Source organism: Sutcliffiella sp. NC1 (assembly GCF_027594365.1).
In the GTDB taxonomy this organism is placed as follows: domain Bacteria; phylum Bacillota; class Bacilli; order Bacillales; family Bacillaceae_I; genus Sutcliffiella; species Sutcliffiella cohnii.
Genome location: NZ_CP115153.1, coordinates 1,020,538 through 1,038,019, shown reverse-complemented (window position 1 = coordinate 1,038,019; position 17,482 = coordinate 1,020,538). Strand labels below are relative to the sequence as shown.

Sequence of the window (17,482 nt, the reverse complement as noted above, 5' to 3'; positions counted from 1 at the left end):
GCTTTGTTTCAATATATCTCCTTCTTCCTAGCTATTTATATATATGGAAATTTGTACTTATCATTATACTATTTCGCCCTCCTAAATAATAGCACACCCATTATTTTTATTACAGGTAGTCTTTAGTAAAAAGCTGTTAGTTTACTTGAAAGAGCTTTACCTTTTTCCATTTTCCGTAACGGTAATAAGCGTAAGCAAAGACGCTACTAATAACAAAGCTTACTCCCATCCCATATGCTATTCCGTCTTCACCCCACCAATTAGAGAATAAGTACGTAAGTGGATAGCGAAGAATCCAAAACGAAATTATATTTAAAACTAATACTTGGAACATCGCTCCTGATGCTCTAACAACACCATTTAATATAAAGTTAATTCCAAGGAAAGGATAAAAGAATGCAATTGTAATTAAATATTTGACACCAAATGAAACAGCTTCAGTTTCTTGTATAAATAGCTTAATAGACCATTCTGCGACAAAAACGATCAATATTGCAATGAGTAACATAATAGCAAAATTATATACAATTCCATAAATACTAATTTGTCTCACTCTATTCCATTTTCCTGCTCCTATGTTTTGTCCAGCCATACTATTTACAGCTGTTCCTAAAGCCATCGCTGGTAGCATAATAATGCTATCAAGTCGCTGTGCTGCTCCAAACCCGGCTACAACACCTTCACCGAAAGAGTTTACAACTGACATAATGGCCATTACACCGGCAGCAATAACTGTCATTTGTAAGCCTGAAGGAATGCCTAATTTTAAAATTAGCCATGCTTCTTCTTTTTTTGGGACAAATGGAATCGTGAACGGTGCTAATTTTTTCTTTAAAATAAAAATTAGTCCAGCAACAAAGGCAACACCTTGTGCAACTAATGTTGCATAAGCAGCGCCTGCTATTCCTAAATTGAAAACATATATAAATAAAGGATCTAAAACAGTGTTTAAAATAACAGCGATAATGACGAAATATAAAGGAGTTTTACTATCACCTAGCGCTCGAAGTACGGTAGCAATAAAGTTATAACCAAATAGTAACAAAATCCCTAAAAAATTAATTTGTAAATAGATTGTAGCATCTTGAACCATTGCCTCCGGGGTACTCATCCAACGTAAAATATTTTCCGCAAATAAAAAGCCGATAAATCCTAGCAGTAAGGATAGTGTGGTTAAAATAACGACAAAAGCATTTAAATATTTTTTTAGCCCACTTTCATCCTCTCTTCCCTTTTGCTGCGATAGAATTGTCAACGCCACATTGTTTATTCCGATAATAAAAGATAATACAGTAAAGATGACTGTACTTGATACGGCCACAGCGCCTAGAGCATTGGCTCCTAATAAATTTCCGACCCATAGGCTATCGATAAATTGATAGGATACTTGTAAAAGGTTTGTAAGTAGTAATGGTGCTGAAAAAAACAACATTTGTTTCATTATGTTTCCGTTTGTAAAATCGTATTGTTTCATATTATATATAACTCCCTACGTTTCATTATATTTATCGTAACATGTACGAAACTGGAAAAGAAGAAAAGTATACCTTGTATTTTTCATTCATCATGAAGCACAAAGAAAAGGGATAGTCCAATAAGTCCCTCTCATTATCAGGCAACCTCTCTATCGTAATTTTAAGCTATATTAAATTTATGACGCGTGTCTTCGTTAATTAAATTGTGGGCATTTTTAGGTATTTCAGTATTAAGGAAATTTGCTTCTTGTTAAGTAATTTTCAATACCTGTTAAGTAAATTTCGCCCCCTGTTAAGTAATTTTCAATACTTGTTAAGTAAATTTCGCCCCCTGTTAAGTAATTTCCAATACTTGTTAAGTAAATTTCGCCCCCTGTTAAGTAATTTTCATTACTTGTTAAGTAAATTTCATTACTTGTTAAGTAAAATCCATTTCTGATAGGGTTTAAGTGCTGTACCTTGTCGTAACAGTACAAGTCAGAAGCTTATCCCCAGAACATTCCAATGTTATATTTCCCAAACTGATAAAAAGGTCCAAAAAAATCAGTATTCTACTGACTTTTCGGGACCTTTTTAATGATTATTACGAACTTTTTTCTTGTTCGAAATCAAGTTCTTCTATATTAACTTCTTTCTTTTTCTTTAATAATGTTTCAACTTGCTTTTTATGAATTCGAGATACTAAAATATATAAAATATCATCTTCTTGTATCGTTGTGTCTCCTGTTGGAGTTACGAGCTGATCCTTACGAATGATGGCATTAATTAATGTACCTGTTGGAAAGTTAATAGTAGATAATGACAAGCCAACGACATCGGCATCTTCTTCAACGTGGAATTCAATAATTTCTGCATTTGCTTTACCAATCGATACTAATTCAAGTGAGTGCATTGGGGTTATTTTTTTCGGCCCAGTAAGTCCTAATTTAGACGCAACTAGTGTAATCGTGGATCCTTGTACTAACGTAGATGTTAGTACAACGAAAAATACTACATTGAAAAATAGTTGACTGTTGGGCACTCCTGCAATCATCGGAAAAGTCGCTAATACAATTGGTACAGCCCCACGTAAACCTGCCCAAGAGAGGAAAATTCGTTCCTTTCGGCCATAACCAAGTTTAAAAGTAGAGATAAATACTGCGATTGGTCTAGCTACTAACATTAGAATAATAGATAATAAGAGTCCCTTCCAAATAATATCCCACTGAAATAATTGACCAGGGAAAACTAACAATCCTAAAATGACGAACATTAATATTTGCATCATCCATGCAAAACCTTCATTAAAACGGAATATCGATTGTCGATAAGTTAAATCATTATTTCCAATAACTAGAGCAGCTACATATACCGCTAATAAACCACTTGCACCTATGAATGCTGCAATACTATAAGTTAATAATGCGAAAGCTAAGGCAAAAACAGGATAAAGGCCACTGGAATCTAAGTTTATTTTATTAATAGAAATAGAAGCTAATTTTCCAAGTGCTAAACCAATAAATAAACCAAACCCCATTTGCCAAAAGAAGTTTCCAACTAACGTAAAGTAATTTGGGTCTGAAGCTAATAAAATTTCAATAAAGGATATTGTTAAAAAAACAGCCATCGGATCATTCGTTCCAGATTCCGCTTCAAGTGTAGACGCTAATTTCGGACGAATGTTTTTCCCCTTTAATACAGCAAATACAGCTGCCGCATCTGTTGATCCTACAATCGCACCGAATAAAAACGCCTCCGTATAGCTAACATTTAAAATTAATTTTGCAGCGAATGCTACAATGGTCGTTGTTAATACTACACCAAGTGTGGCAAGTGATAGTGATGGCCACATTACTGGTCTAACGTTGCTCCACTTCGTTTCTAAACCACCCTCAAATAAAATAATAACGAGTGCAACAATTCCTATAAGCTGAGCGTGTTTCGCGTTATCGAAATAAATAAATCCAAGTCCATCACTACCTACTAACATCCCAACTAATATAAATAGGACTAGTGACGGAACACCAAGTTTCGTTGAAAATTTTGTAGTGATAACTCCAGCTATTAACAATAGCCCAATTAAAAGTACAAAATAGTCAACGTTAAAGGCACCTTCTAACATAGCATATCTCCCTTCTATATTTTTTAACTAAAGATTAACGTCAATTTTCACAGGAGAGTCTTTACACTTAGTAATTCCTAAATACCTTAACGTCTCGGAAGATGAAGTATGATTAAATATCTTTTGCAAAAGGGAAATCGCAATACCCTTATTAAAAGCATGGTAACCATATGTTTTTCTTAAAGTATGAGTACCAATTTTATCTGGAATTCCTACCTCTTTCGCTGCAGAATTAATAATCCGATAAGCTTGTTGCCTTGATATTGGTCCTGACAGTTTTTTTGATTGAAAAATGAAATGATCTTGATTCGGTAATTCGTTGTTTAAATATTCTGAAATGGATATTTGTACTTGTTGATTTAAATAAATAGGAGGTAGGTTAGGTAATTGTAGAAATTCTTTTACATCGCCATCATTATCGAGAACGTCTTCCCAACGCAAACATAGTAACTCACTAATTCGCAAGCCGGTATTAATTCCCATTACAAATAAAAGATAATCACGTAACGATTGGTTTTTTAAAAATTGCTTTATTGCTTGAATATCTTCTATTTTTTTGATTGCTTCGACATACTTCATGAATATAATTCCTTTCGTATGTTACTTAATACTATTATAACACTAGATTATGTAACATTAAAAACGATAAGTATTATTTTTTTCAAAAAAAAGACTATTTCAATAAAGAAATGCGTCATTGAAATAGTCGAAAATATAGTAGTTAGTTATTTACATAATCAATCATAAACGGTGTTTCATTTGTTATTTTTATTCCTTTAGGAACTTTAAGATATAGTAAATGATTAGGAACTTCTGAATGAGAATTCCACCAATACCATTCATCTTCTGTTCTCTCATTACCTATTTGCTGAAAAGAAAAAGGAAATGAAATTTTATTTATATTTATTGAGATTGGTACAGGCATTTCAACTGTCATTTGCCTTTCATTAATACCTACATAAATTGGATTTTGATGTGAGCTAATGTCTACTCCATCTAACATAGATGTCCCTCTAACATAATAAACTTCAAGTTTTTCATCATTTGCTTCTGTTCTTTCTATAAAAATAGATAAGTTGTACCCATCATATGTGCTAGAAGTAATGACGATTGAATCATAAGGATAATCAACATTCCAATTACTAATGATCCTTTCCTGAGGTATTTTTTCTATTAATCCATTTATGAGTAATTCCTCTAATTCCTGATTTTCTATTGCAACAGTGCGCTTTTCTACCATCTCATATTGATCGTCACTTGAAGTAAACATTGCATATACCGGGATAGAAATTACTAGTATTGTAAAATAAACCGCTAGAGCATAATATGGACGCTTACTAGAGATGTTCTTCGATTTGGGTGCTAGTTTTAGTAGTGAAAAAATAATAATTCCAACGATTAGAAAAAAGCTGAGAAGCAATAATAAAGAAACTATTACACTCATTATTTCCCCTCCAATCTGTTCATTAAAAATGTTGCACTATAAAATAAAGCACCTGAAACGATAAACACTTTCAATGTGAAAAGGAGGAAAGATGACTCCATCCCAAAAAAAGCAGTAATGTTCTGTACAATTGGAACGTTAATAGAATTAATCATTATCCCAAAAACGATCGCAGGGATAATAATTCGAAAGGCTTTATGAACTTGACCGAGTACACCGACAAAATAACCTGCGGAGCTAATTAACAAAATATATAACATTGTTATTACAACGCCAATTGCTATATCAAAAACGGTTAACGCATCCGTTTCCAAAACTAATTGTTGACCAGTTACTACATAGATAACAACATACAGAAAATAGTGACTTAGCCAGGTGAAAATAGCTCCGATAATGCTAGCAGTTGCTAAAAAAGCAATGTTTGAGATGCTGCTTGATAGTCTAGTGCTGACAAACGTCAGATCGTCATTTCGGTAAGCAGTCGTTGTTAATAGGAGCGCAGATGTAAAAATCCAAATAAACGTGAAAATTAACTGAACGTCATTCGTATAATACGTCATTTGATAATCAATTCCAATACTCCCACCTGCAGCGGATCCGGTCATAGTTGTCGAAAACAATAGACCTATCACTTGTAATACGATAAACGAAGTAAACACAGCTGAATATGCTCGTAACTTATAGCGATACTGTTTTTTTATTATCTCCATAAAACTAACGGTCGCGAAAGACATCATCTATTCCTCCTTTCGTATTGGCAGTTAAATAAACGGCTACATCTTGGGCGGATACCGGACTAATTACTACTTGATTTTTCAAACAAGCTTCTCTTACCCCCAATGAATTTTTCACCACTTTATAAACAGAATCTAAACCTAGTTCCTTCTCGTATAACACGCTTTCAGCAGAAATACATGTTTCAATAGCTTCTTTTTTACCTGACAAACCAATCGCATATTCCTTTAAATCATCCATACTCGTATGAAGAAACGTTTCTCCATTTTTGATGAGAAGAACTTCTTCGAGTAAATCCTCTATTTCCTCTAAATGATGACTTGATAGAAGAATAGTACGTGGGTGTGCTAAGTAGTCCTTTAATAACGCCCGGTAAAAGTCTTTTCTAACCGCTGCGTCCATACCTGTTGTCGGTTCATCAAAAATTGTTAATGGACATCTGCTAGCTAAGCCGATAATGGTATAAAAAGTGTTTCGCTTTCCTTTTGAGAGAGTATTATGTCTCTGCTTCGGTTGAAATTGAAAATAGTCAAATAATGCTTCAGCAAGTCCCCTGTCCCAATTTGGATAAAACGACTCACAAGTTTGTAATATTTCACTTAAATTTAATGCGGTCGGTAAGCTCATATAATCATCAATATAAATACAATTAACAGATGCTAATAAACTATTAAAAGGCTTCTCCCCAAAAACGTGAATTCTTCCTGACGTTTCTTTATAAAATCCAGCTATTATTTTTAATAACGTCGTTTTTCCAGCGCCATTTCGGCCGATAACGCCTACAATTTTATTTTCACTTAGTGTAAAAGATATATTTCGTAATGCTTCATGGCGACCGTATTTTTTCGACAGACCCTCACATTCGATCACATTCATTCTGTCGTCTCCTCCCCCGCTACCTCTTTTATCATGCTTATGAGCTCATTCTCACTTACCCCAAGTCTCCCAGATTCTAAAACTATTTCTTTGATCAATCTTTTCAACGTCTGATTTTTCCGTTTATGTCTAATTAATTCCAACGCATCATTTGTAACAAACATTCCTAACCCCCGTTTTTTATACAAAATGTGATCTTCTACTAATAAACTTAATCCCTTTGCAGCAGTTGCCGGATTTATATTAAACATTTCCGCCAGCTGATACTGTGAATACACTTTGTCTTCACTTACGAAGTTCCCGTTTAAAATTTCAGTTTCAACCCATTCTGCTATTTGCATATAAATTGGTTTTGTTCCGTCATTATTTACAATCAATTTTCCACCACCTAACATAGTGCATTACTGTTGTAATGTACTATATACTATATGCCAATATTTTGCAATATGTACTTTGAAAATAAAAAAGCTTGAATCGTTATAAAACGAATTCAAGCTAACCTTTTCCGATATTTAAGAAATCTAACCCAAAGTAAGTAACGACAACAAATATTAAAGTCCAAACTGCTAAACTCATCGTCTGCCAAATAATTGTACTTTTCTTATTTGCACCAAGTATTAACCCAATAAACGCAGCAATATGAGAGCCAATGACAATTGGTCCTAGAAAACTTAAACCTGGAAGTCCGTACCGATTCCAAATTTTATAAGCACGCTTTCCTTTTTTGGACTTACTTGGTTCATCAAGTTTTCTCTTCTTTTCTCGCCACGCTTTAAACTTCTCGAAAAAGATAACTAATAGGTAAACCGTAGCTAAATTGCCTAAAAAAGCAACAAGTGCTACTAAAACTGGATTTAACCCACCAATTATAGCAAGTGGAATAATAAGAGCAATTTCAAACCACGGAATTGCAGCAAAAATAAAAACTAATATATATTCCCAAACTTCTAGTAAAAAAGATACCAACAAACCACTCCAATTCATTATTCATTCGTTGCTTTTGCTTTCACTTTCGCAAATCGTAACTTTTTTCGATATAAAAATAAAGGAATGGCAATAATAGCTATTAAAATTAAAACAAATTTTTCTACTTCAGCTGACATTAACCCAAGTGGTATTAATGATAAAAAGAATATATAAATCATGTTTCCGAAAAGTGTACCTATCAAATATTGCTTAAAGCTAACTGTACTAACCGCAGAGGCAATATTAATTAAGCTTGTTGGAGCAACTGGTACAATTCTCGAGATAAAAACGAAGAATGTTCCATTTTCCTCGATTTTTTTTTGAATCGTTTCGTTTAATTTATCCATAAAAAAGTCTTGTAACCAGAAGCGAACTACTAAAAATGTAATAATACAACCTATAACACTAGTAAAAAAACTCCACACGTAGCCATAAGCAAAACCAAAAAATAGTACGTTAATCGTTACAATTAGAATGAGCGGAATGATCGAAACAGCATTTTGAATCACCATAAACAACAATGTAAAGAATATAGTCGAAAATAAGTTATCTTCCATCATTGCGCGTAACCCTTCTATATCGCCATCTAGCAATAAAGAAAAGCCTTCAAATTGTAAAAGAATATATATTGTATATGCAGTTGCTAATAACAACAATGTTCGAAATATATTTTTCCTATTTACGATCGTCACCTTCTTTTTTTTGCCTACCTCTATATTATCACGTGGCCAAGTCTTATATCTAATTTAATTCCCTTTATATATAAATAATTTGTATAAGAACTGTACTAGAGGAAAATCTAACTATAACTGTTATATGAAGGTGGTGTTTAAGCGTGAAAAAAACAGGATTAACTTCTGCTGAGATTGGAATTTTGTGGACTCACTATATGCAAAATAGCATGTCGTTACAAATATTAAAATATTTTAATAAGACAGTTGATGATGATGAAATAAAAACAGTAGTAAAAACTGCGATTGTTAATGCGGAGAGCGTTCTACATGAAATCACACTATTCTTTACAGAAGCTAATTTAGATATACCTGTAGGTTTTACCGAAAAAGACGTGAATCTTTCAGCCCCTAAATTATTTTCCGACTATTTTATGCTCGTTTTTCTAGAAATCATGGGGAAAACTGGTTTAGTAGCTTATGCACTATCACAAGGAGTTAGTTCACGTAAAGATGTTAGAGATTTCTTTTCCAAAAATTTAATGAATACATCGAAATTGTTTGATCTTTGTGTAGATACAGCTAAAGAAAAAGGTACATACGTTAATCCCCCGTTAATTAAAATTCAAAAAGGGGTAGAATTTATTGAAGGAAAGAAATATTTTAAACAAGGAATCCCACCTTTTTATAAACGCTCCTTAAATGCAATTGAAATAACTCATCTATTTGAAAATATTAAAACCAACACACTTGGTGTTTTAGCATGCACTGCTTTTGGACAAACAACAAAGTCGAGAGAAGTTAAGAAATTTCTCGAAGATGGCAAACATATATCTGAAAAGCATGTTCGGATATTTACGAAAGCATTAATAGAAATGGATATCACCCCTTCTATGAATCACGATATGGCCATAACTGATTCCACTACTACTGTATTTTCTGATAAATTAATAATGTATTTAATGAGTGTACTAAGTGCTAGCGGGCAAGGGAATTATTCTGCCGCATCTACTGCTAGTATGAGATATGATTTGGTTTTAGATTATCAGCGGTTATCCGTTGAAATAGCCCTCTTCGCGAAAGATGGACTTGATATTATGTTAAAACATAATTGGATGGAAGAACCACCGCAAGCTCTAGATAGAAATCAATTATCCAATATACAAAATTAAATAGGATGTCCTATAAGGTCAGGACATCCTATCATTATAAGGTTGATATTTTTTCGTTGTTTGAACGATTATTCTCTTCTGTCTCTTGCCATCCTTTACAAACATCAACCCAATCCTTCGCATATGAATATTCATATATCTCTTGGCAAGATAATTGGATGGCTGAGTTTGTACTTCCACATGCAGGATATAACGTCTCAAACCGCTTCATCGAAATATCTAGGTAAACATCTAATTCGTTAACTAATCCAAATGGGCAAACACCACCGATAGCATGTCCTGTTTGTTCTAGCACTTCTTCTGGAGAAAGCATCCGCGCTTTTACTCCGAACGTTTGGCGAAACTTTTTATTATCAATTTTAGCATCTCCAGCTGCCACTACTAAAACTGCTTTATCTTCTTTTCCCCTAAATGACAATGTTTTAGCGATACGAGCTGGCTCGACTCCAATAGTTTCAGCAGCCTGTTCAACTGTCGCACTCAACGTTTCAAACTCCATAATTTCCGATTCTTTATTCCACTTTTTAAAATGTTCTTTTACCCTTTCAATTGACACCTTAATCATCATCCTTCCAATGTTATCCTATTTAAAAACTATCACACTTTACTAATGGAAAGCAATGAAGATACATTACGGATGCTTACATTTAGATATAACGTTGAACAGAATCGAAACTCCCTCCTCTATCTCTTCTTCACGCAAACTACCATATCCTAATAGCAGTTTATTCGAATGGTTACCTTTATTAATAGCGTATTCCTCCACTGGGTAAACTTTTATTCCTTCACAATATAATTGCTGTAAAAGTTTCTTATCAAATTGAATAACTGGGAACTCAACGACTAAATGCATCCCTGTGTTTTCTCCAATTATCGTAAAATGATCAAAATATTTCTCTAAACTGTTTACAAGCGCTGTTCTTCTTCTTTGATAAATTCGCTTCATATTCCGAATATGTTTTAAAAAGTGCCCTTCTTTCATAAAACGAGCTAAAACAATTTGCTCTAAAGAAGAGTTGTGACGATCTGTGTACCATTTAAGCTTTCTAAAATCGGAAAGCAATTCATGAGGCAGTACAACGTATCCGATTCGTAAAGCTGGTGCTAATATTTTGCTAAAAGTTCCGACATAAATTACTTTTTCGGGTGCTAATCCTTGCATAGATCGAACTGGACTACCTTCATATGTAAACTCACTATCATAATCATCTTCCACAATGTAACAATTTTGCTTTTCCGCAAAATTAATTAGTTCAATTCTTCTTTGTATCGAAAGTGTTCCACCGAGAGGAAATTGGTGGGATGGTATAACAAATACAAAGCTTGGCTTCGCTTGAGGAATATTAGAAGGAATGATCCCTTGAACATCTGTATCTACTGGAATTATTGTTGCCCCATTATGTAAGAATATTTGCCTCATTTCGTCGGTTACCGGGTCTTCTACTATTACTGAATCTTTTTCTTCGGTTACTAATATTTTTGTAATAAGTGATAATGCTTGTGTAGCCCCAGATGTTATGACGATTTGATCTGGTACACATACAACACCTCTTGTAGTTTCTAAATAAGACGCTAACTCTTCTTTTAACTCTTCGTTCCCACTTTCATCCTGATAGCCAAACAACGAATCTGGAACATCGATACATACTTCCTTTACTATTTTTCCCCACACTTTTCTCGGAAAATGATCCATAGCAGGATTACCAGCTTTAAAGTCGATTATATTTTTTTTCGATGAGCATTTATTATCTGTCGGTGCAGGTTGTTTCGTATTTTGCAAATCTTTTTTTCTTAAATGGGAGATAGAAGTTCCAGATGCGATAAAGGTACCTGATCTTTGTTTTATATGTATATATCCCTCTGATTCTAACTGATGATATGCTTCTAATACAATATTTCTAGAAACTCCTATCGTTTTTGCTAATTCTCTTGAGGATGGGATTTTCTCATTTTCTTTTAAAACATTTTCTAAAATTCGCCATCTAATTTCTTCATACACTTGTTGGGTTAATGTTTTATCTTCGGAACGATCCACTTGAAACAACAGCATTACTAATCCCCCTCACAAACTGGTACTATAAAACATTTAGAAAAGTGGCACTATTAACAACCAGTATACCATGTTACGATACACGAAAATAGAATTACGGAGGGGACTTATTTTGAAAACAATCGGGCTTATTGGAGGCTTAAGCTGGGAATCAACGGCGGAATATTATCGAATCATTAATGAAACTGTTAAAGAACAATTAGGGAAGCTTCATTCTGCAAAAGTTCTTCTACATTCCTTTGACTTTGAAGAGATAGTGCAACTGCAACACAATGGACAATGGGATAAGGCTACTCAAAAAATGATTGCAGCAGGTAAAACGTTAGAAAATGGTGGAGCTGACTTTGTAGTTATTTGTACAAACACCATGCACATCATGTCCGAGGAGATGACGGATAACTTAAACATCCCCCTACTTCACATTGTTGATTGCGTTGGGGCCAATATTCAAAAGGAAAAAATTAAAAAGGTCGGGCTATTAGGTACAAAATTTACGATGGAGCAACCATTCTACCGCGATTTACTAAATGAAAAAGGAATTGAGGTTATTATTCCAGACGAGGAAGAACGCCAAATTGTACATGACATTATTTATCATGAACTTTGTAAAGGGATTATAAAAGAGGAATCAAAGGATATGTATTTATCCATTATTCATTCTTTAAAAGAAAACGGTGCGGAAGGAGTCATTTTAGGTTGTACGGAAATCCCATTGTTAGTTCAACAATCAGATACTCCAGTTCCATTATTTGATTCCACCGCAATTCACGCAATTGCTGCAGCAAAAGAGGCATTAAAATAAAAGAACGATGGCTGCTCTATTATTGAAGGGTAGCCTACTGTTTTTTATACACTGAAATAACTTCCTCCTTTGTACTCCCTTTAACCTTTTCCATTTCCCTTGAATAAGCTAAAGAAGAAAAATACTTCAAATGCCTTGAGGTGATACTATTGGCTAAAGAAACACATTCCCAACTAAATGAACAAGAAAGAGAAGAACTAATACTCTCTCTTGAAAAACAAATAGCTGCAGCAGTATGGTTACAAGCAATTGGAAATATCGCCGAAGCTATTTTAGTTTCCAAACTACTGCTTATTAAAGAAGAAGTACAAGGAGATACAAAAGTAGTTACTGGTATATGGGTACAAACTATTGGTCAAGTAATGGAAGCAATAGGCGTAACTAAACAAATTGAAGCAGTTGATCCTTCTATAGTTTTCGACGCTCAGCGGTTAACAATTATGGGAGACATTTTACAATCTGTCGGAGCAGCTGTGGAAGCAATTGGAGGTAAGCAAATTTTACAGAGCGAACAAGAAGGTTTTATCCCTTAATTTCGTGTATTGTAAAGATTATTTTAAATTTCCTTCACTTAAATTGCATTCATTTATACTGTTTGTTACTATTTTTTTATTATGTGTATAAAGGAGGTATTACTACTTGGAAAAACAAAACAAAGGACTAGCAACTCTCTTGGAGATTCTTCTAGTATCTACAAGACTAGGACTAACTTCATTTGGTGGACCAGTTGCTCATTTAGGCTATTTTCATAACGAATACATACAGAGAAGAAAATGGATGGATGACAAAAGTTATGCTGATTTAGTGGCACTTTGTCAGTTCTTGCCTGGACCAGCTAGTAGCCAAGTTGGAATAGGAATTGGAGTTATGCGTGGTGGAATTTTAGGTGGAATAGCTGCCTTTATCGGATTTACTCTCCCTTCCGTTCTTATATTAATTATTTTCGCATTACTTTTACATAATTTTGGTTTTGAAGATGCAGGATGGATTCACGGATTAAAAATAGTTGCTGTCGTTGTTGTTGCCCATGCAATACTAGGGATGGCGAAAAATTTAACTCCTGATGTTTCTAGAAAAGCGATCGCACTAGGGGCTATTGTCATTACTTTATTATGGCAAACGGCTTTTACACAAGTATCGGTCATTATAATAGCTGGAATTATTGGTTATCTAATATTTAAAGAGCAAAAAGTCCAAGAAGGTGCTGTTAAAGCTCTCTTCCCTATAAGTAAACGATTTGGATATATTAGTTTAGCAATCTTTTTTGGGCTGTTAATTGTTCTTCCGATTATGAGAGAAGTTACATCTTTAGAATCTGTTGCGATGTTTGACAGTTTTTATCGTTCCGGCTCCTTAGTGTTCGGTGGTGGACATGTCGTATTACCACTGCTCGAGCGTGAGTTTGTACCGACAGGCTGGTTGACTGAAGAACAGTTTCTAGCCGGATACGGAGCAGCTCAAGCTGTCCCTGGCCCTCTATTTACTTTTGCCGCCTACATTGGTGCTGTTATTAACGGTTGGCAAGGAGGTTTACTTGCTACTGTTGCGATTTTCCTTCCTGCTTTTCTACTCATATTAGGTACATTACCATTTTGGGATACACTACGTCAAAATGGGAAAGTAAAGGCCGCTCTAATGGGTGTCAATGCAGCGGTTGTCGGAATTTTAATTGCTGCTCTCTATCATCCGATTTGGACTAGTTCAATTCTTTCTGCCATTGATTTTGCTTTTGCTGCTGTGCTTTTTAGTATGTTAATGTATTGGAAGCTTCCACCGTGGTTAATCGTACTAACCGGTGCTGTTGGTGGATTCGTATTAACTTTGTTTTAATTAATGATGAAAGGTGCAGGATGTTCCCTGCGCTTTTTGTTTTTTCTTAAAAGACTCCTCCCAAAACTTCATTTAAATCATACAGTAATACTATCTGGGTATTAGGAGGTATATCATGCAGGAAATAGAAATCTCGTTACAAAAACACAATATTAGAGTTATAGAAAAAGATGTTCCTTATGTTCGTGAAATCGTATCTATCATTCACCAAGCTCAAGCTTCACTTGAAGAATTTCCAACGATTAATGAAGAGGTTCCGATTGTCGTTGTTGATCCAGAGGTGATAAAGTTTGACTGAAATTTATAAACTTACCGCTACCGAACTTGCCCCTCTCATAGAAACTAGAAAAATATCACCGGTGGAAGTTACCACGTCCATCATGGAACGTATAGAAAGATTAGATTCTACTGTTAATGCCTATATTACAACATTACCGGAACTAGCCAATCAGCAAGCAAAAAATGCGGAAGCTGAAATAATGAATGGAAGATATAAAGGCCCATTACACGGGATTCCGATTGGTATAAAGGACAACAAATATACGAAAGGAACTCGAACAACTGGTGGTTCTGCTTTATTAAAACAATTCGTACCAGATTACGATGCAACTGTCGTAAAGAAGCTACTCTGTGCAGGTGGAATTATGACAGGTAAGCTCAACATGCATGAGTTTGGCGGTGGAATAACAAATACGAACCCAGCTTACGGTAATGCAAGGAACCCTTGGAATTTAGAACATTCTCCAGGAGGATCTAGTGGAGGAAGTGGCGCAGCATTAGCCGCAGGATTAGCCACATTAACTACTGGCACCGATACGTTTGGATCAATAAGAGTTCCAGCTGCAATGTGCGGGATATATGGTTTAAAACCTACTTACGGTTTAGTAAGCTCATACGGAGTTGCCCCACTTGCATGGTCATTAGATCATATCGGCCCAATGGCACGGTCTGTTTCGGATCTTGCCATTATGTTAAATGAAATGGTAGGCTATGACCCAAATGATCCTGGAAGCATAAAAGCACCGAAGCCTGACTATAAAGAAAAATTGGTTAAAGACATGAAAGGTTTAAAAATTGGTGTACCTACTCTTTTCTTACAAGGTTTGGAGCCCGATGTGGAAATGAAATTTAAAGAAGCACTTTCCTACCTAAATAGTTTAGGAGTACACATTATACAATTGGATATTCCGGAGCTTGAACTTGCTACTTTTGCCAATTATGTGATAACGACTGGAGAAGCTTCAAGCTATCATTACGAAAGACTCCAACAAAACAATGAAGGTTTTGCTGATGATGTACGTATCTTTTTCCAGACTGGCATCGTAACGGACACCCCCCAATACGTTAGAGCACAGCAAGCTAGACGTGTAGTTGCAAACGCAGTTAAACAAACTTTTGAACAGGTAGATATTTTAGCAGGTCCAACTATTCCAATTGCTGCTCCTAAATTCCAAGAAGACATTGTCCCTTTTAATATCGAAATTACAAAAAAGTGCATGCCTTTTACTGCTCCAGCTAACGTGTCAGGAAATCCAGCACTTTCCATTCCAGTTGGATTATCCAGTAAAGGACTGCCAATTGGTATGCAAATTATCGGGAAGCATCTTGACGAAAAGTTACTTTTACAAGTAGGAGCCTTATGGGATAATTGAGGTGAGACAAAACTAAATTGATGATGATAAAAAACGAACTATCACAGGATTAGCGGAGGAAATATACGTAGACTCCAGCGGGAGGAAAGGCATAGGTGAGAAGATAGCAGTGCGAAGCACGAGGAGGCTCACCAGTACGAAAAGTGAAGGCGGCTCGCTCTGGCCCGACAAGCATAAGACAGACGCTGCAGTTGGGCGCTCTTTGCCCAACGGAAGTGACTGGCTTATGTCTCGAGGGCCAAGCCGCCGTAACTAGACACGCCCGCGGAAAGCGAAGTATATTTCCGGAGCGAGTTTTCCCTGTATATTTTTTGTTCAATTAAACTTTAATAAAAATTGTTATGTCCTAACCTCATTTAATCAATTTATCTACTTACCATAAATCCAATTAGAAAAATTCCAATACTACCGAAGATAGATAGTGAGAAATAAAGAATCGCCTTTTTATAAAACTTTTTTCGTATCAATTCTATTAACTCCATACTAAACGTTGAGAAAGTAGTGAAAGCTCCAAAAAAACCTATACCTAGTAATAAATATAGTAATTCATCATATGCGGCTGTTGGAATAGCATCATAGACCGCTCCAAAATACAATCCCAGCCCGAGTGAGCCCGTTAAGTTCACGATGAGCATCGCACTTGGTATGTACGGATGAGGGTATTTTTTCATAAAAAGTAACCCTATTAAATAACGTGAGACAGCTCCTGCCGCTCCACCTGCTCCTAATAGAACTAATTCCATTAATGATTCACCACTTTTCTTTTCACCTCGGATTCTCCCCACTTACTGCCGAGTATTAATCCTATGAACCCTAAAGTTATTCCAGCGAACAACGATACAAATAAATAAACGAAGCTATGAAGCAAACTGGAGTCCATGTACAACAGTAGTGTGTCTGCAGCTAGTGTTGACATCGTCGTAAATCCACCACAAAACCCAACTCCAATTCCTGTTTTCACCCAATCTTTCGTTCTTTTATGTATTAACCAGCCTGTAAACAAACCTAATAAAAAACTTCCTACTATATTTTCAATGACTGTTGCAATGGGCAAACCAATCCACAACGAGTGCATATTTAATAGTCCTCGACCTATCGTCCCTAATGCACCACCAATAGCAATGGCAATAATATTTTTATAAATCATTTCGTTTCTCCTTTGAAACAAACTTAATATACAACATAAATTATATCAGACAGTTTGACATTTCCATGAAATACTTATACATTTTAATTATCCATCAAAAAAAATTGATTAAAGAAGGTGTTGTCAGTGAAAAAAGAAATAGATTTGCAAGAAACACCGTTAGAAACGGTTTTTGAAGTGTATGAAAGTAAATTTAAGGCCATTGCGGATAAGCAAAGACTCCAAATAATGAATTTACTTACCCAAAAGGGGGAAGTGAATGTAAACGATTTAGCCCAATTAGTGAATATGACACAGTCCAAATTATCTTATCATTTAAAAATCCTTCTTGACGCTAACCTTATTGTGAGGGAAACAAGAGGTACATGGAATTACTACAAATTAAATCAAGAGGAAGTTAACCATCTATTGTCGGCAGAACTTTGTTGTTTATTTCGACCGACTTGTTAAAAAAATAAATCAATTTTTTTTGATATATCCATTGACAGATGAAAATATTGGATATATATTAAATACATCAAGAAAATTTGATTTAACAACTAAGAATCCTACTTTTATTTT

The 17,482-nt window shown here is 35.0% G+C and carries 20 protein-coding genes; 7 read left to right on the top strand and 13 right to left on the bottom strand.

Annotation, left to right across the window (positions count from 1 at the left end; all coding sequences use genetic code 11):
• Window positions 1-136: 136 nt before the first annotated feature.
• The 9 genes from O1A01_RS05225 to O1A01_RS05185 form a co-directional block, all read right to left on the bottom strand.
• Window positions 137-1,474 (bottom strand): MATE family efflux transporter, encoded by a 1,338-nt coding sequence (locus O1A01_RS05225; RefSeq protein ID WP_270065734.1) that lies wholly within the window; start codon window positions 1,472-1,474, stop codon window positions 137-139.
• A gap of 584 nt (window positions 1,475-2,058) precedes the next feature.
• On the bottom strand, window positions 2,059-3,576 hold the full coding sequence (locus O1A01_RS05220) for a potassium/proton antiporter (RefSeq protein ID WP_066416749.1): 1,518 nt from the start codon (window positions 3,574-3,576) through the stop codon (window positions 2,059-2,061).
• Window positions 3,577-3,603: 27 nt separating this feature from the next.
• Window positions 3,604-4,155 (bottom strand): tyrosine-type recombinase/integrase, encoded by a 552-nt coding sequence (locus tag O1A01_RS05215; RefSeq protein ID WP_270065733.1) that lies wholly within the window; start codon window positions 4,153-4,155, stop codon window positions 3,604-3,606.
• 142 nt (window positions 4,156-4,297) lie between these two features.
• Window positions 4,298-5,020, bottom strand: coding sequence for a hypothetical protein (locus O1A01_RS05210; RefSeq protein ID WP_066416757.1), 723 nt, complete (start codon window positions 5,018-5,020; stop codon window positions 4,298-4,300).
• Window positions 5,020-5,757 (bottom strand): hypothetical protein, encoded by a 738-nt coding sequence (locus O1A01_RS05205; protein WP_157076655.1) that lies wholly within the window; start codon window positions 5,755-5,757, stop codon window positions 5,020-5,022. Before O1A01_RS05205 ends, O1A01_RS05210 begins: the two co-directional genes overlap by 1 nt.
• Window positions 5,735-6,631 carry an ATP-binding cassette domain-containing protein gene (locus O1A01_RS05200; RefSeq protein ID WP_066416761.1) on the bottom strand — a complete coding sequence of 299 codons (897 nt, stop codon included), beginning with the start codon at window positions 6,629-6,631 and terminating at the stop codon, window positions 5,735-5,737. The genes O1A01_RS05205 and O1A01_RS05200 overlap by 23 nt, the downstream gene beginning before the upstream one ends.
• Window positions 6,628-7,008, bottom strand: coding sequence for a GntR family transcriptional regulator (locus O1A01_RS05195; RefSeq protein WP_066416764.1), 381 nt, complete (start codon window positions 7,006-7,008; stop codon window positions 6,628-6,630). Before O1A01_RS05195 ends, O1A01_RS05200 begins: the two co-directional genes overlap by 4 nt.
• Before the next feature lie 118 nt (window positions 7,009-7,126).
• Complete coding sequence (locus O1A01_RS05190; RefSeq protein WP_270065732.1) at window positions 7,127-7,597, bottom strand: small multi-drug export protein; 471 nt, start codon at window positions 7,595-7,597, stop codon at window positions 7,127-7,129.
• A gap of 17 nt (window positions 7,598-7,614) precedes the next feature.
• Window positions 7,615-8,289: a TVP38/TMEM64 family protein gene (locus O1A01_RS05185; protein ID WP_270065731.1), complete on the bottom strand. Its 675-nt coding sequence runs from the start codon at window positions 8,287-8,289 to the stop codon at window positions 7,615-7,617.
• 143 nt (window positions 8,290-8,432) lie between these two features.
• On the opposite strand from O1A01_RS05185, the gene O1A01_RS05180 reads away from it, so the two are divergent.
• Window positions 8,433-9,440, top strand: a complete 1,008-nt coding sequence (locus O1A01_RS05180; protein ID WP_270065730.1) for a DUF3231 family protein — start codon at window positions 8,433-8,435, stop codon at window positions 9,438-9,440.
• 34 nt (window positions 9,441-9,474) lie between these two features.
• On the opposite strand, the gene O1A01_RS05175 is transcribed toward O1A01_RS05180, so the two are convergent.
• On the bottom strand, window positions 9,475-9,996 hold the full coding sequence (locus O1A01_RS05175; RefSeq protein WP_066416773.1) for a YbaK/EbsC family protein: 522 nt from the start codon (window positions 9,994-9,996) through the stop codon (window positions 9,475-9,477).
• Window positions 9,997-10,071: 75 nt separating this feature from the next.
• Window positions 10,072-11,490 (bottom strand): MocR-like pyridoxine biosynthesis transcription factor PdxR, encoded by a 1,419-nt coding sequence (pdxR, locus tag O1A01_RS05170; RefSeq protein ID WP_066416775.1) that lies wholly within the window; start codon window positions 11,488-11,490, stop codon window positions 10,072-10,074.
• Window positions 11,491-11,602: 112 nt separating this feature from the next.
• On the opposite strand from pdxR, the gene O1A01_RS05165 reads away from it, so the two are divergent.
• The 5 genes from O1A01_RS05165 (at window position 11,603) to O1A01_RS05145 (ending at window position 15,774) form a co-directional block, all read left to right on the top strand.
• The gene (locus tag O1A01_RS05165) at window positions 11,603-12,292 is read left to right on the top strand and encodes an aspartate/glutamate racemase family protein (protein WP_066416777.1); all 690 of its coding nucleotides are present in this window, start codon (window positions 11,603-11,605) and stop codon (window positions 12,290-12,292) included.
• A gap of 149 nt (window positions 12,293-12,441) precedes the next feature.
• The gene (locus O1A01_RS05160) at window positions 12,442-12,825 is read left to right on the top strand and encodes a DUF6944 family repetitive protein (protein ID WP_066416780.1); all 384 of its coding nucleotides are present in this window, start codon (window positions 12,442-12,444) and stop codon (window positions 12,823-12,825) included.
• 106 nt (window positions 12,826-12,931) lie between these two features.
• A complete protein-coding gene (locus O1A01_RS05155) occupies window positions 12,932-14,122 on the top strand; it encodes a chromate transporter (protein ID WP_066416782.1) in 1,191 nt (396 codons plus the stop codon).
• A 115-nt stretch (window positions 14,123-14,237) separates the two neighbouring features.
• Entirely contained in the window at window positions 14,238-14,420 is a 183-nt protein-coding gene (locus tag O1A01_RS05150; RefSeq protein WP_066416785.1) for a hypothetical protein, read from the top strand.
• Complete coding sequence (locus O1A01_RS05145; protein ID WP_270065729.1) at window positions 14,413-15,774, top strand: amidase; 1,362 nt, start codon at window positions 14,413-14,415, stop codon at window positions 15,772-15,774. Before O1A01_RS05150 ends, O1A01_RS05145 begins: the two co-directional genes overlap by 8 nt.
• 365 nt (window positions 15,775-16,139) lie before the next feature.
• Here O1A01_RS05145 and crcB read toward each other — a convergent pair whose 3' ends face one another.
• Complete coding sequence (gene crcB / locus O1A01_RS05140) at window positions 16,140-16,517, bottom strand: fluoride efflux transporter CrcB (RefSeq protein WP_066419479.1); 378 nt, start codon at window positions 16,515-16,517, stop codon at window positions 16,140-16,142.
• Window positions 16,517-16,921, bottom strand: coding sequence for a fluoride efflux transporter FluC (locus O1A01_RS05135; protein WP_066419478.1), 405 nt, complete (start codon window positions 16,919-16,921; stop codon window positions 16,517-16,519). The genes crcB and O1A01_RS05135 overlap by 1 nt, the downstream gene beginning before the upstream one ends.
• Before the next feature lie 126 nt (window positions 16,922-17,047).
• Here O1A01_RS05135 and O1A01_RS05130 point away from each other — a divergent pair, with 126 nt between their 5' ends.
• Window positions 17,048-17,371, top strand: a complete 324-nt coding sequence (locus O1A01_RS05130; RefSeq protein ID WP_084380613.1) for an ArsR/SmtB family transcription factor — start codon at window positions 17,048-17,050, stop codon at window positions 17,369-17,371.
• Window positions 17,372-17,482 lie beyond the last annotated feature (111 nt).

What these genes read in the sequence shown, in the direction of transcription:
- O1A01_RS05225 (WP_270065734.1), bottom strand. Translation starts at nt 1,474, where the DNA reads ATGAAACAATACGATTTTACAAACGGAAACATAATGAAACAAATGTTG.
- O1A01_RS05220 (WP_066416749.1), bottom strand. Translation starts at nt 3,576, where the DNA reads ATGTTAGAAGGTGCCTTTAACGTTGACTATTTTGTACTTTTAATTGGG.
- O1A01_RS05215 (WP_270065733.1), bottom strand. Translation starts at nt 4,155, where the DNA reads ATGAAGTATGTCGAAGCAATCAAAAAAATAGAAGATATTCAAGCAATA.
- O1A01_RS05210 (WP_066416757.1), bottom strand. Translation starts at nt 5,020, where the DNA reads ATGAGTGTAATAGTTTCTTTATTATTGCTTCTCAGCTTTTTTCTAATC.
- O1A01_RS05205 (WP_157076655.1), bottom strand. Translation starts at nt 5,757, where the DNA reads ATGATGTCTTTCGCGACCGTTAGTTTTATGGAGATAATAAAAAAACAG.
- O1A01_RS05200 (WP_066416761.1), bottom strand. Translation starts at nt 6,631, where the DNA reads ATGAATGTGATCGAATGTGAGGGTCTGTCGAAAAAATACGGTCGCCAT.
- pdxR (WP_066416775.1), bottom strand. Translation starts at nt 11,490, where the DNA reads ATGCTGTTGTTTCAAGTGGATCGTTCCGAAGATAAAACATTAACCCAA.
- O1A01_RS05150 (WP_066416785.1), top strand. Translation starts at nt 14,238, where the DNA reads ATGCAGGAAATAGAAATCTCGTTACAAAAACACAATATTAGAGTTATA.
- crcB (WP_066419479.1), bottom strand. Translation starts at nt 16,517, where the DNA reads ATGGAATTAGTTCTATTAGGAGCAGGTGGAGCGGCAGGAGCTGTCTCA.
- O1A01_RS05135 (WP_066419478.1), bottom strand. Translation starts at nt 16,921, where the DNA reads ATGATTTATAAAAATATTATTGCCATTGCTATTGGTGGTGCATTAGGG.